Origin of the sequence: Draconibacterium sediminis, assembly GCF_000949475.1 — a bacterium.
Classification (GTDB): domain Bacteria; phylum Bacteroidota; class Bacteroidia; order Bacteroidales; family Prolixibacteraceae; genus Draconibacterium; species Draconibacterium sediminis.
The window spans coordinates 303,877-317,244 of record NZ_JRHC01000004.1; the positions used below are offsets into that span (position 1 = coordinate 303,877).

The 13,368-nt window shown below is 41.3% G+C and carries 13 protein-coding genes; 8 read left to right on the forward strand and 5 right to left on the reverse strand.

Annotation, left to right across the window (positions count from 1 at the left end):
• Positions 1 to 28 precede the first annotated feature (28 nt).
• Positions 29 to 910 carry a thymidylate synthase gene (locus LH29_RS23945; RefSeq protein WP_052671013.1) on the forward strand — a complete coding sequence of 294 codons (882 nt, stop codon included), beginning with the start codon at positions 29 to 31 and terminating at the stop codon, positions 908 to 910.
• Between the two features lie 72 nt (positions 911 to 982).
• Here LH29_RS23945 and lipB read toward each other — a convergent pair whose 3' ends face one another.
• Entirely contained in the window at positions 983 to 1,651 is a 669-nt protein-coding gene (gene lipB, locus LH29_RS15690; protein ID WP_045031504.1) for a lipoyl(octanoyl) transferase LipB, read from the reverse strand.
• A 139-nt stretch (positions 1,652 to 1,790) separates the two neighbouring features.
• Positions 1,791 to 2,654, reverse strand: coding sequence for a lipoyl synthase (gene lipA, locus LH29_RS15695; protein ID WP_045031505.1), 864 nt, complete (start codon positions 2,652 to 2,654; stop codon positions 1,791 to 1,793).
• Between the two features lie 294 nt (positions 2,655 to 2,948).
• Between lipA and LH29_RS15700 the strand changes: the two genes are divergently transcribed.
• Complete coding sequence (locus tag LH29_RS15700) at positions 2,949 to 4,838, forward strand: tetratricopeptide repeat protein (protein ID WP_082063759.1); 1,890 nt, start codon at positions 2,949 to 2,951, stop codon at positions 4,836 to 4,838.
• A gap of 18 nt (positions 4,839 to 4,856) precedes the next feature.
• Here LH29_RS15700 and LH29_RS15705 read toward each other — a convergent pair whose 3' ends face one another.
• Positions 4,857 to 5,315, reverse strand: a complete 459-nt coding sequence (locus LH29_RS15705; protein WP_045031508.1) for a hypothetical protein — start codon at positions 5,313 to 5,315, stop codon at positions 4,857 to 4,859.
• Between the two features lie 465 nt (positions 5,316 to 5,780).
• Here LH29_RS15705 and LH29_RS15710 point away from each other — a divergent pair, with 465 nt between their 5' ends.
• Both LH29_RS15710 and ruvC read left to right on the forward strand, forming a co-directional pair.
• Entirely contained in the window at positions 5,781 to 6,668 is an 888-nt protein-coding gene (locus LH29_RS15710) for a DMT family transporter (RefSeq protein ID WP_045031510.1), read from the forward strand.
• A gap of 297 nt (positions 6,669 to 6,965) precedes the next feature.
• Complete coding sequence (gene ruvC, locus LH29_RS15715; protein ID WP_045031512.1) at positions 6,966 to 7,517, forward strand: crossover junction endodeoxyribonuclease RuvC; 552 nt, start codon at positions 6,966 to 6,968, stop codon at positions 7,515 to 7,517.
• Between the two features lie 3 nt (positions 7,518 to 7,520).
• Here the strand turns inward: ruvC and LH29_RS15720 are convergent, their stop codons facing one another.
• Together LH29_RS15720 and LH29_RS15725 are read right to left on the reverse strand one after the other, a co-directional pair.
• Positions 7,521 to 8,690 (reverse strand): MalY/PatB family protein, encoded by a 1,170-nt coding sequence (locus LH29_RS15720; RefSeq protein ID WP_045031514.1) that lies wholly within the window; start codon positions 8,688 to 8,690, stop codon positions 7,521 to 7,523.
• Between the two features lie 47 nt (positions 8,691 to 8,737).
• On the reverse strand, positions 8,738 to 9,427 hold the full coding sequence (locus tag LH29_RS15725) for a 2-phosphosulfolactate phosphatase (RefSeq protein ID WP_045031515.1): 690 nt from the start codon (positions 9,425 to 9,427) through the stop codon (positions 8,738 to 8,740).
• 263 nt (positions 9,428 to 9,690) lie between these two features.
• On the opposite strand from LH29_RS15725, the gene LH29_RS15730 reads away from it, so the two are divergent.
• The 4 genes from LH29_RS15730 (at position 9,691) to LH29_RS15745 (ending at position 13,359) form a co-directional block, all read left to right on the forward strand.
• Complete coding sequence (locus tag LH29_RS15730) at positions 9,691 to 10,275, forward strand: hypothetical protein (protein ID WP_045031516.1); 585 nt, start codon at positions 9,691 to 9,693, stop codon at positions 10,273 to 10,275.
• 507 nt (positions 10,276 to 10,782) lie between these two features.
• Positions 10,783 to 11,367 (forward strand): hypothetical protein, encoded by a 585-nt coding sequence (locus LH29_RS15735; RefSeq protein ID WP_157493726.1) that lies wholly within the window; start codon positions 10,783 to 10,785, stop codon positions 11,365 to 11,367.
• A gap of 233 nt (positions 11,368 to 11,600) precedes the next feature.
• On the forward strand, positions 11,601 to 12,182 hold the full coding sequence (locus LH29_RS15740) for a hypothetical protein (RefSeq protein WP_045031519.1): 582 nt from the start codon (positions 11,601 to 11,603) through the stop codon (positions 12,180 to 12,182).
• Positions 12,183 to 12,465: 283 nt separating this feature from the next.
• Positions 12,466 to 13,359, forward strand: coding sequence for an ABC transporter ATP-binding protein (locus tag LH29_RS15745; protein ID WP_045031522.1), 894 nt, complete (start codon positions 12,466 to 12,468; stop codon positions 13,357 to 13,359).
• Positions 13,360 to 13,368: the final 9 nt, after the last annotated feature.

Below are 13,368 nucleotides of genomic sequence, written 5' to 3' on the forward strand. Positions count from 1 at the left end.
GATCAATCGAATAGATTAAACTATTGAAATGAAAAATATTCCGGTGATTTCGGTAACAGGAAGATCGTTGGCCGAAGCTTATGAAACAGCACTTATTTATTTGTACGGGCAAGGAACCCGTTTTAAAACGCAGTACGACCGACCGGGTGATCCGCTGAGTATCGACTGTACCATGAATTTAACGATTCTGGAGCCGGAGACCGATCCGATGATACACATGGCCTTTCCCGGTGGGGTTGACGATTTGCGCGAATACGTGCTGGAACTGGAAGGACTAAAAGACCACCTGGTAAAAAACATGAACGATCCGGAAGATAAACGTCCGGAATATACCTATCACGGGCGACTGCAAAACTATGGTGTTTGGAAAGAACTGGTGGACGGAGAATCAAAAGAAGTTGGTGATTTTAAAGTTGACCAGATAAAAAATGTGATCAATAAACTGGCCGAACAGCCTTTTACACGGCAGGCACAAATGATTACCTGGATGCCCAACATTGATTTTACCTGCGACGATCCGCCAAGTTTACAATCGTTGTGGTACCGCATTCTGGAAGACGAAGACGGCATTTGGTGGCTGAACAGCAATATCCGCTACCGAAGTAACGATGCCTGGAATGCCGGATTCCTGAATATGTTCGGGTTTATTCAATTTAGCAAAGATGTGGTTGCCGCCGGAATTGCGGAGAAGACAGGTAGGACTGTAAAACTGGGGCGCATGAACTGGCAGGCGGATTCGTACCACATCTACGGGAAAGATATTCGCAGTGCTAAAGAACGCCTGTTTGGGCGCATAAACGACATGGCTTTTGAAGAGCGTACCATGAATTTTAACGATCCGCGAATCCGTAAAGTGTACGACAATGCCGAGGCTGAGATTGTTAAAAAGATAAATGTTTCTGACCAGTAGTTATTAGCTGCTAGCCACTAGCTGCAAGCTTCAAGTATCCAGTCTAATTTAATCGAACAATGACTAATAGTCTCAATAAGCTTCGTTGAATTTCTTCTTGGCAATCTCTTTCACCTCGTCCATCGAAATTTCTTTGCCCAGCTCCTGCTGAATGGAAGTTACAGCCGATGAGGCAAAACCACACGGATTGATGTAGTTGTAGTAACGCATGTCGGTGTTTACGTTTAGTGCAAAACCATGCATGGTAACATAACGGCTCACACGTACTCCGATTGCGCAGATTTTTCGTGCACGCACTTTGTGGTCGGGTTGCAGCCACACGCCGGTAGCACCTTCTTTTCTTCCGGCTTCCAGTCCGTATTCGGCAACCGTTGCAATAATGGCATCCTCCATTCGTTCAATGTATTCGCGCACGCCAATTTTGTAATGTTCCAGGTCGATAATCGGGTAACCAACCAATTGGCCAGGTCCGTGATAAGTGATATCGCCACCGCGGTTTATCTTGAAATAGGTGGCTTCAATCTTCTTTAAAAATTCGGCATTGGCCATCATGTTGGCTTCGTCGCCACTTTTACCCAGAGTGTAAACATGTGGGTGCTCAACCAGGATGAAATGGTTATCGGCAGTGGGTTTGCCTGTGCTGCGTTTTTGGGTGGTAAGCTCCTGAAGGCGTTCCTCCTGGTAATCCCAGCACGCTTTGTATTCTTTTAATCCAAGATCGACGTAATTAAAATCTGCCATTTTTTTGTTTTTAGCTACGAGCTACTAGCCGCGAGTTACGAGTTTTTTGAACCTTTCTCAGTCAGTAACTCAAATTTTATAATTGCTAAACTGTTCTATTGTTAAACTGCCAACTGTGACTGTATACTGATCACTCTCCTTACGCTTTTACATGTTCTTCGGCCCGGTATGAGCTGCGCACCAGTGGTGAGCTTTCCACAAACTTAAAACCTTTGCGGATACCGATGTTGCGGTACTCCACAAATTTCTCCGGTTCGATGTATTCAACCACAGGCATATGTTTTGTCGTTGGCGCCAGGTATTGACCGATGGTCATTACCTTACAACCTGCTTCCAGCAAGTCGTCCATTGTTTTTAGCACATCTTCGTGGGTTTCACCTAAGCCAAGCATAATACCCGATTTTGCCCGTCCGAAATTGTCGGCAACATATTTAATTACGTCCAGGCTACGGCGGTATTTTGCAGCAAAACGTATAAACGGAGTGCGTTCTTCAGTGGTTTCCAGGTTATGCGAGATCACATCCGGACCGGCATCAATCACCTGTTGCACCAATTCCATTTTTCCTCTGAAATCAGGAATCAGCACTTCAATTTTGGTTTCCGGGTTCACACGTTTTACTTCGCGAATGGTTTCAGCCCAGATTCCGGCACCCTGATCTTCCAGATCATCACGGTCAACCGAAGTAATAACACAGTGTTTTACGCCCATAATGCGCACCGATTCGGCCAGTTTTTTTGGCTCTTCCAAATCTGGGGCAAGTGGCATTCCATTAGGTACGGCACAGAATTTACATTTGCGGGTACAAATATTTCCTAAAATCATAAATGTTGCTGTTCCCCGGTTCCAGCATTCGCCAATATTCGGGCAGTTTCCGCTGGTGCAAATGGTGTGCAAACCATGTTTATTCACCAGGTTCTTTACCTTCGAATAGCTTTCCCCCTTCGGCATTTTCATCTTCATCCACTTCGGCAGGCGTTCTCTGCCATTCAACTCATGTGCCATATCCTAAACTGACTAAAAATTATTATATCGTTCTATTCTGCGTCTTTTTCATTTATTCTGCTGCAAAACTTCCTTAAATAGCTGGTGCTATTCGCGTCAATTTTGCCTTGTCTAAATAAAAAATCCATCAGAATATTTCCGACAAATAACATTTAGACAGTTCATGAAAAATTTCTGCAAATGTAAAAGTTTAAAATCAAACTAAAATTGATTAAACTCCTAACTCTCAAAATTGTTCTTAAAAAAAGTATAGTTTAAACAACTGTGTTATTTTTGTACAACAAGCTGAAAACAATGAGACACTTCATTATACTACTCCTCTTAATTACGGGATTGAATGCCGGTTTTGCACAGCAACAGCAGTCCGAGGTTCAAACCAAATCGAGTCTGGCAATTCGTTACTACAATGCGAAGGACTTTGAAAAAGCAGCGCCTTTGCTGAAAGAGGTGTATCAGCTCACCCGCAACAGTACCTATTTCAGGTATTACATTAACAGCCTGATAGGTTTGGCGCAATATGGCGAGGCCGAGACGGAAATTCAGCGCGAGATTAAAAAGCAAAAACCACCGCGTCCGGAATATTACGTGCATTTGGGGCAGGTATATAAAGAGCAAAACCGCATGGAGGAAGCTGATGCAATGTTTCGTGAGGCGATCGACAAAGTGCCGGCCAACCGGGGCGCGTATTTAATCACTGCCAATTCGTTTTTGGGCTGGGGCGAATACGGTTTGGCGCGCGATACCTATTTAAAAGGAAGAGCTGCCATGCCCGAAGAGTCGTTTAATTACGAATTGGCGCGGTCGTATCTGTATTTGCGCGATTACACCAACATGATGGAAGAATACCTGAATCTGTTACGCGAAGGAGAGCAACATCTGGCGCGGGTACAAAGCAGTTTGGCGTCGGCCATGCGGCTGGATATTGATGATGGTTTGCGCGACCAGTTTAGGGGGCAGGTGCTGAAACGTATTCAGGGCGAGCCGAATGTAATTGGCTACAATCGTTTGCTGATCTGGTTTTTTCTGCAGGAAAAGAAATTTTCGAGTGCGCTGCGCCAGTCGATTGCTTTGGATAAACGAACCGGGGCAGAAGATGGACAGATTGCACAATTGGGCGACATGGCCTTACGAAATAAGGAGTACGCCCAGGCACAAAAAGCGTACGAATATATACTGGACAAAGGAGAAGAAACGCCATATTTTCCGCAGGCTTTTGCCCGGAATATTCATGCAAAATACATGGAATATACCAACGAGGGAGATGGCGACCCTGAGCAAGGTAAAGCTTTGGCTACCGATTTTGAAAACGGTTTGATATACCTGGGCATTGGTCCGGCTACCTTGAATTTGGTGCGCGAGTATGCGCATTTGCTGGCCTTTTACCTGAATGATACAGAAAAAGCAATTGCTGTTTTGGAGAAAGGTGAGAAAGTGCCGCAACTAAAACCCGAAGAGCTGGGTTTGTTGAAAACCGAAATGGCGGATATCTATGTGTATGCCGACGATCAGTGGGAAGCCATGCTGATTTATTCGCAGGTAATTGAAGCCAACAAAAAGAATACATTGGGCGACGAGGTAAAACTGAAAAAAGCAAAATTGGGTTATTACATGGGTAACTTCAGCTGGGCAAAAGCACAGTTGGATGTGTTAAAAGCCAGCACTTCGAAACTAACGGCCAACGATGCCATGGAGCTGTCGATGCTGATTGGTAATAACCTTAACCTCGATACTACAGCGGTTCCGCTAACCATGTTTGCCAAAGCTGATTTGCGCTTTTTCCAAAACAAAAGCGATGAGGCTATGACGATCCTCGATGGTTTGGCAGAATCATTTCCGTATCATTCGCTGGTGGATAATATCCTTTTCCGCAAGGCAAAAATTGAAATGGATAAGCAGAACTACGCAATGGCTGCCGAGTATTTGCAAACTATTGTTACCGATTTTAGTTACGACTTGCTGGGCGACGATTCCTTGTACCTGCTGGCCGAAATTAATAATTACCACCTGGGGCAGGCAGAAAAAGCGAAAGAGCTGTACAAACAAATACTAACCAGTTATCCGGGAAGTGTGTTTATTGAAGAATCGCGCGAGAAATACCGGGAACTACGAAAAGTTTACCCGGATAGGGAGCCGGAAAATAAAGAAGGATTGTTTGAGCGGGCTATTGAGAATTCGGAGTTTTAGGAATCACTGTATCAGTCTTTATTCAACTAATATTTTATATACTCCATCTAGTTCGTTCAATTCAAATTCCGAACCGTATATTTCTATTTCATTATACCGTGTAAAAGCACAACAATTCTCACTCAACCTTACAGCATCAACAAACAAGGTAAACAAACTTTCTGATGAGATTTCAATGGAGTAAGTAACAGTCTGGGTTTTCCAACCTATTGAATGAATGGTAATAACATTAAAATCGTTTTCATCAATAAATTGAAATTCAACGTTGCTATGGTCATCGATATTTACAATGTTAATGTCTTCAGGACTAAATACACCTGATGTAAATAGATTTTCTCCTGTTGATTTATCAACCAACTCAAAAACAAAGGGTGCTGGAGGTGTAAAACAATCAACACCATCACATTTGTCTTGTTTATCACAAGACCAGGTTGTGGTTGCAAAAACGAAAACTAAGAAGATTAGTGCTTTTCTCATGATAGCTTTTTGGGATCAATGTTTTCTTTTAGGATTGGTTTTTGACGGTTATGGTTGCGTTGCTTTCAGAATTATGTTCATCGATAATATGACTCAATGTTTTGTTACTGCTATATGTGTTTATAATTACAGCGAATTTGAGTTTTACTGCATTAAATATAACCGCTTTTCATTACATTGAAAAAACAGTTTTTTGGAATGTACAAATTACACGTAAAAAATCTCCCTTAGCGAATGTAGTTTTTACATTGCCCAAAAGGATGCTAGTTTCCGAATGTAGTTTTTACATTGCTCAAAAGGATGCTAGTTTCGGAATGTAAGTATTACATTGGTCGAAAAGTCGCTAGTCGTAAAATGTAATCGCTACACCAGTCAAAAGATTGTCGGTTTCCCCTTTTTCTGTATGACATTAGGCAAAAAACCATTCAATTTCTTTTCGTACTTTGGCGTTCTGATTTTCCAGCTATGTCGCAAACCGTAAAAACCTATTTATACGCCGGCTTGGCCGTGTTATTCTGGTCAACCGTTGCCACATCGTTTAAACTGGCGCTGCGCGAGTACGATTTTATTCAGCTAATATTTTATGTGTCGGCCGTAACGGTGGTGCTGCTGTTTTTTGTGTTGGTAGCGCAGCGGAAAACACATTTAATATTTCGGCAAACCAAACGCGAATGGTTGTATTCGCTGCTGATGGGGGCTTTTAACCCGCTGCTATATTATTTGGTTTTGTTTAAGGCTTATTCCCTGCTTCCGGCGCAGGTGGCGCAACCACTGAATATGATCTGGCCGATAACGTTGGCGCTGCTTTCGGTGCCGATGCTCAAGCAGAAGATCAGCTGGATAAGTTTTGTGGCCTTACTCATCAGTTTTGTTGGCGTGTTTTTTATTTCGTCGCAGGGAGGATTCAATGGATTTAGCAACACCAATCCGCTTGGCGTGGCGCTGGCGGTTGGGAGCTCCATACTGTGGTCGTTGTACTGGATATTCAATGTAAAAGACACGCGCGACCAGGTAGTGAAACTCTTTCTCAACTTTGCCATCGGGCTTATCTACCTGACTCCGGTGGTGGCGCTGTTCTCGTCGTTTAAAGTGCATTGGGGCGAAGCATTTATCGCCACCATTTACTCCGGTGTTTTTGAGGTGGGTATTACCTACGTGTTGTGGTTAAAAGCCATGAACCTAACCAATAGCAATGCCAAAATTGGCAACCTGGTATTTTTTGCACCGTTTCTGTCGCTGGTATTTATTCATCTTATTTTAAAAGAAACCATTTACGTTACCACATTTGTTGGTTTGCTGTTTATTATTTCGGGTGTGCTGGTGCAGCAACTCGACAGGAGAAAACGACGGTGAATGATGATCTTATGGATTTCGATTATAGATGCCAGAACAACTTTGTGAAACTTAGTGGGGACTTTGAGTGCTTTGTGGTAAAATTTTAAACCACAAAGATTCACAAAGGAGGCACGAAGTAACACAAAGAACGATTAACGATCATAGATTGAATAAGCAATTGGCAAATAGCAATAGGCAATCAAAAAACTTTTAATTGAGAAAGTAGTCTAATGTGTTCTATGTGTCTATGTGTTTCAAATAAACAATATCAGTACTTTTGCCAGCAGGTTAGCAACAAATTACTATTTTCATCGAATGGATAAACCGCTTCGTATATTGGGCATCGACCCCGGCACAACGGTAACCGGCTATGGTTTGGTTGAGATTAGAAACAAAAAACCGGTTATTTTGCACATGGGAAACATTACGCCCAAACGATACTCTGATCATTACATGAGACTGAAATATCTGCACGAGCGGGCGCTGCACCTGGTAAAAGAATATCGCCCCGATGTAATGGCCATTGAAGCACCCTTTTATGGTAAAAACGTACAGTCGATGTTAAAACTGGGCCGAGGTCAAGGCGTATTAATGGCCGCCGCACTGATGTTTGATGTGCCGATTCATGAATACGCTCCCTTGCTGGTAAAACAAGCCATAACCGGAATGGGCCGTGCCTCGAAAGAACAGGTAGCTTATTTCCTGCAAAAAGTGTACGACCTAAAAGACATGGATCAATTGCTCGACGAAACCGATGCTGTGGCGGTGGCCATTTGTCATTTTATACAAATGAGCAAGCCGCAAAAATCGAAGGAGTATAAAAACTGGGGCGACTTTGTTAAAAAGAATCCCGGTAAAATTAAATAATCCCTATCCGAAAGCCTTTTCTAAACGATTCAGCGCTTCCTGCAATACACTGCGCGGGCAACCGATATTAAGACGAAGGAAACCATCGCCGCCAATACCAAAACGACCACCATCATTTAGCGCCACACCCGCTTTTTCAACGGTGAATTTTGCCAGCTCCTCGTTTTTCATACCGTAATCCGAAAAGTCCATCCAGATGAGGTAAGTAGCTTCCGGTTTCATTACTTTAACACGCGGCAGCTTTTCCTGAATAAAACTTTCAAGCAGCTGATAGTTGCCCCAAAGGTAATCCAGCAATTGCGCCAGCCATTCGTCGCCGTGCGTGTAGGCCGCCTCTAATGCTACCGTGCCAAAAATATTACCCATGTGTAAATGCCCTACGCCAATGGTGCGTTCGTAGGCAGCCAGCTTTCGTTTGTTTGGAATGATAACCAGCGATGAGGTAAGCCCGGCAACATTAAACGTTTTGCTGGGCGCCATACTCACCATACAGTTTTGTGCTACCTCTTCCGAAAGAGTGGCAAGCGGAATGTGTTTATGACCCTTGTAAATTAAATCGGAATGAATTTCATCCGAAATGATCATGATGTTATTCTCCAGACAAATATCTGTCAGGGCAACCAGTTCTTCGCGTGTCCAAACCATACCGCCCGGATTTTGCGGATTACACAGCAGCAGCAGTTTGGTGTTTGCATCGATCTTCGATTTCAAATCTTCCAGATCGAAAGTATAACGACCGTTTTCCATTTTCAGCGGATTCTGGATCATTTTCCGGTTGGTGCCTTTCACACTGTCGAAAAACGGGAAATACACCGGAGGCTGAACGATAACACCGTCGCCCGGTTTCGAAAAACTTTCAATGGCGTAAGTCAGTCCTGCAACAACACCCGGACTGAAAGAGATCCATTCTTTTTTGATATCCCACTGATGTCGCCGACTCATCCAATTAATCACCGCCTCGTAATACGAATCGGAACGAAAGGTGTAACCGTAAATCTCGTGTTCGGCTCGTTCTTTTATTGCATTAACAATAAAATCGGGTGTTTTAAAATCCATGTCGGCTACCCAAAGTGGCAGGGCATCAGCCGAATTAAAAAAACGTTCGAGGGCATCGTGTTTTAAACAGTTGGTTCCTTTGCGCGGAACTATTTCGTCGAAATCGTATTGTTGCATTGTTACAAGGCTTTTGTTATACCTTATTTTATATAGGTATAAACAGGTTAAATTTTGAGCTTTCGAAGATAATTTAAATCACCAACCTTTTCAACTTTCAATATAAAATCAAAACGGTTTAAATCCATGCACAGGTGAAAATCGCTTTCGGGCGACCAGTCTTCGGTGGCCGGATCAAAAAAACGGGCACCATCGGTTTCTTTAATCTTTTGTACCATGGTCGCAAAATCGTTTGGCTGTCCTTCCAGTTCATTTTTTATGTATTCGGCACACAGTGTATCTTCGGCAGTGGGGTAGCTGCAGGCAAAACCCATACAAACCAGCGAAACCTCCTTCGGATTGGTTTTTCGTATATAATTAATAATAGCACCTGCATTAACAAAGCTGCCTGTAATTATTTCGTCCGCATTTATGGCATTTGCAATTCCCTGCGTGCCCGAGCTGGTGGTCTGAACCATTGTTTTGGCCGTAATAGCTGCGTCGTTAATATGTGTTGGTGAATTTCCAAAATCAAAACCTTCGGGTTTTCGCTCGTGTCGTTCGCCTGTTAAAAGGTAATCGGGGTTAGCCTCTTTTAATTGATAAGCTAAATCGATATCGCCCACCGGAATAATGGTTTCGATGCCTTTGTTGATAGCATAACAAGCAGTGGAAAATGCCCGTAAAACATCGATAATTATAACTGTTCCTTTTGCTTCTCTGGCTCCTTCAACGAGATGCCGGATATTTATATGCATATTTTACTGTTTATTCACAAATTACTAAAAATTATTTAACATGCTAAAATACAACATGGCATGATAATTGTAAGTCAATGTGTCTAATCAACATAAAGCCTTTTAATAAGGGTTTTAGGGAGATGAGTAAAATCGCAAGTTTGCTCCAATGTTAAATTATTTCAACATACTTAATTATTTTAATATGTTATTTGGCATGCATGCTGTAAAACATGTATGTTTGCAGAGTGATTTTAAAATGAAAACAATTAAAGAAAATAGTTATGAAAACAATTAAATTTTTAACAACAGTAATGGCGCTGGCAATTGTAGCAGTTGCAACAGCCGTAGAGAAACCGAAAATGGATATCGTGCCTTTGTCTGAAGACAGGGCAGTTGTTTCTATTCTTAATGGTACAGAGGCAGTGTTTGAGTTGAGTATTAGTGCTAAAGATGCTGGTTTGGTGTATTATAAGCAAGCGGCAAACCCATCTCTTACTTATCAGAAAATTTTTGATTTTAAAAATATTGAAGACGGAGATTATACGATGGATCTTCGTGTGAACGATACACGATTGGTAAGAGACATTAATGTTTCTTCAAAAGGAATTGTAGTGGGTGAGTCGAAAATGAGAATCGATCCTTACTTTGGGTTTTCAGACAATGTGTTAAAACTTACCTATTTGAATTTCGATCAGGAAAGGTTGAGTTTGAATATTTACGATGAGAGCGGTTTGGTATACGAATCGAAATTAGGTCAGGAGTTTAATATTGCAACAGGCTTTGACCTTTCAGCTTTGGCTGCGGGTAAATATGAAGTGGTTTTGACTTCAATGAGTAATGATTTTTCGTTTAGTTTAGAAAAATAGATCAGAAAATGTTATTGGTTTGAAAAGGCTGTCGGAGTTTTCCGGCAGCCTTTTTTTTGTTTTGGAATCCGGTTTTTGCCGGATTTATATTGATATCTGTTTGTGTAGTTGAAGGTGTTCCGGGGCGGTAATTTGTGTGTATTGACAGAATTTTGGTGATTTTAGTAGTGGAGCGGCAGTTGTTGGGCTTGGGGTTGTGCAGGGGTTAATGTGTTGCAAATAAAGACTATAAGGTATTTAATCGATTGGCTTAACTGTTTCCTAAAGAAATGCTAAAATTTGCTTAACATGTAAAATCAAAAATGGCACGAAAATTGATATGGGAGAAATCAATTTCTGTAGAGCTTGTAAATAAAGGTGTTAAGACATTGTTAACGATCTTCATGTTAAGTCTAATGTTAAATATAATGTAGTTATTTAATTTTTTAAACATGTTGTTTGGCATATATGCTGTAAAACATGTATGTTTGTACTGTCATTCAATGTTAAACAAAAAAACGAATGGTTATGAAAACAATTAAATTATTATCTACAGTATTGGCAGTTGCGATTGTAGCAGTTGCAACAGCCGTTGAGAAACCGAAAATGAGTGTAACTCCTATGTCAGCCGACAAAGCGGTAGTAACAATTATGAATGAAAATGCATCGTTGTTCGAGTTGAGCATTCATGCCGAAGATGGTGAGTTGGTTTATTACAAACAAACAACAAAGCCATTAACTTCTTACCAAAAGATCTACGATTTCAAAAATCTGGAAAACGGAAACTATACCATGAATCTTCGTGTAAACGACACGCGTTTAATTAAAGATATCGAAGTAGCTTCAAATGGTATTTTTGTTGGCGAGTCGAAATTAAGAATTGATCCTTTCTTCGCCTTTGCTGATGGTATATTGAAAATGTCTTATTTGAATTTTGATGAGGAGAAACTGAGCTTAAACATTTACGACGAAAACGGTTTGGTTTACCAATCAGATTTGGGTAAAGAGTTTAATGTAGCTTCCGGATACGACCTTTCAGCACTGAGAGCTGGAAAATACGAAGTGATCCTGAGTTCTTATAATAATGAATTTACGTTTAGTTTAGAAAAATAGTCAGAAAATGTTATTGGTTTTTTAGATAAGGCTGTCAGAAATTAACTGATGGCCTTTTTTTTTACCTTTTACTTTTGTTTACCCTAAATATTGATTGATTAAGCGGGTTGTTGAGATCGGTTTTTTTTGTGTTGACCGACGTTACCTTGTTGTTGGTCGACAAGTTCCAAAATAGCGTAACGAAGGTGCTGTTTTTGTGTCTATTAAGTAAGAAACAATTAAATGAAAAAGTCATGAAAACAAAAGTTTGGGCTGTTATAGTCCTGGCATTTCTTGTTGCGGGAGCGGCAAGTGCCACCGAGTTACCAAAAATGAATGTTGTTCAGGTGAAAGAAAACACGGCAATGCTTGCCTATAGTTTTTCTCACGAAGCACCCTTGCAGGTGAGCCTTACCAGTTTCGACGGTGAGTTGCTATACCACAAGGAAACCGAACATCAGACAGAGTTTAAAAAAATGTTCGATTTTTCAGAATTGGGTGATGGTTTGTATTGTATTAGCGTCAACTACGGCAACCAAAGTATAAACCGTGTAGTGAAAGTTGAGGATAAGCAAATTATCGTTAGTAGTGCTTCCTTTTGTTACGAGCCCTATTATAAGGTAAATGGAAAAATGGTTAATCTGTCATTTTTAAATACCCGGAATAAACCGGTGTATGTTAATATATACCAAAACGGAGAACATATTGACGGGTCGAACCTTGGCCGCGATCTGACTATTCAAACCCGCCTGGATTTTAGTCACTTAAAAAGAGGTACCTACGAAGTTGTGTTAACCGACTGTGTAAAAGATCATAGATATACGCTAAAACTATAAATAATGGTGTTTTTAATCTGTAATTGTTAACTCCCTTACTTTCTTAATCTATAAAACGAAAGTAGCAGCTTTGCAAGTTTTTGCAGAGCTTTTTTGTTTTTATAAGGTTTGGCTTATTGGTATTATTATGCATCTGCCGGCAGCAAATTATTTTTTGTAATCATAAAAAATGGAAGAAATCTGCTGAGGAGTGTAATTTAAATCATAAAAGTGCACCAACAATATTAAACGATTTTATGCTTTGTAAGTCCAAGGCAGTGTTCTCTAAAAATTTTATTGCAAAGTGCATATTAAAATAGAAAATTTAAACAAAATCTACAAGGGAGGTAGTTACGCTGTAAACAATCTCAACCTTGAAATTCCAAACGGAATGTTTGGCCTTTTGGGGCCAAACGGGGCTGGAAAATCAACCCTTATGCGCATTTTGGTAACTTTAATGAAACCAACAAGCGGAAAGGTATATTATAACGACTACGAACTTTCGAAAAACCGGCGCGAAATTCGCTCGATGTTGGGGTATTTGCCCCAGGATTTTAGTTTCTTCTCGAAGCTGAAAACCTCTGAGTTCCTGGATTATACAGCCCGGTTGGCGGGAATGAAAAGCGGCGCAGCACGCCGAAGTGCGGTTGACCAAATGCTGGAAGAGGTAGGTTTGTTTGAAGTGCGCGACCGAAATGCAAATAAACTTTCGGGTGGTATGAAACGCCGTTTGGGAATTGCCCAGGCACTGATAAATGATCCGCAGATTATTATTGTTGATGAGCCTACCACCGGTCTCGATCCCGAAGAACGTATCCGCTTCCGTAACCTGCTTTCAACCATTAGTACCCGCGACGTAATTATTATCCTGTCGACACACATTGTGGGCGATATTTCGAGTACCTGCGATAATATGGCATTACTCAACCAGGGGAAACTGGCATTTGCCGGATCGCCCGAGCAACTGGTAAAAGAAGCCGAAGGCCATGTTTGGGTTATTGAAGCTACTGAACAGGAATACCTGGAGATAAACGAAAAATACCCTGTAATTTCTACCATCCCAATCGACGGAGGCTGGGAGGTGCAGGTTGTTGCCAATGAAATTAACGGTTACCAGGGAAAACCTATGGACCCGAACCTGGAGCACGCTTATGTGCACTTTATGGAAAACAAACTAAACCAATGGTCTAACGCTTAAAACCGGAAA

What these genes read in the sequence shown, in the direction of transcription:
- LH29_RS23945 (WP_052671013.1), top strand. Translation starts at nt 29, where the DNA reads ATGAAAAATATTCCGGTGATTTCGGTAACAGGAAGATCGTTGGCCGAA.
- lipB (WP_045031504.1), bottom strand. Translation starts at nt 1,651, where the DNA reads ATGGCAGATTTTAATTACGTCGATCTTGGATTAAAAGAATACAAAGCG.
- lipA (WP_045031505.1), bottom strand. Translation starts at nt 2,654, where the DNA reads ATGGCACATGAGTTGAATGGCAGAGAACGCCTGCCGAAGTGGATGAAG.
- LH29_RS15700 (WP_082063759.1), top strand. Translation starts at nt 2,949, where the DNA reads ATGAGACACTTCATTATACTACTCCTCTTAATTACGGGATTGAATGCC.
- LH29_RS15705 (WP_045031508.1), bottom strand. Translation starts at nt 5,315, where the DNA reads ATGAGAAAAGCACTAATCTTCTTAGTTTTCGTTTTTGCAACCACAACC.
- LH29_RS15710 (WP_045031510.1), top strand. Translation starts at nt 5,781, where the DNA reads ATGTCGCAAACCGTAAAAACCTATTTATACGCCGGCTTGGCCGTGTTA.
- ruvC (WP_045031512.1), top strand. Translation starts at nt 6,966, where the DNA reads ATGGATAAACCGCTTCGTATATTGGGCATCGACCCCGGCACAACGGTA.
- LH29_RS15720 (WP_045031514.1), bottom strand. Translation starts at nt 8,690, where the DNA reads ATGCAACAATACGATTTCGACGAAATAGTTCCGCGCAAAGGAACCAAC.
- LH29_RS15725 (WP_045031515.1), bottom strand. Translation starts at nt 9,427, where the DNA reads ATGCATATAAATATCCGGCATCTCGTTGAAGGAGCCAGAGAAGCAAAA.
- LH29_RS15730 (WP_045031516.1), top strand. Translation starts at nt 9,691, where the DNA reads ATGAAAACAATTAAATTTTTAACAACAGTAATGGCGCTGGCAATTGTA.
- LH29_RS15735 (WP_157493726.1), top strand. Translation starts at nt 10,783, where the DNA reads ATGAAAACAATTAAATTATTATCTACAGTATTGGCAGTTGCGATTGTA.
- LH29_RS15740 (WP_045031519.1), top strand. Translation starts at nt 11,601, where the DNA reads ATGAAAACAAAAGTTTGGGCTGTTATAGTCCTGGCATTTCTTGTTGCG.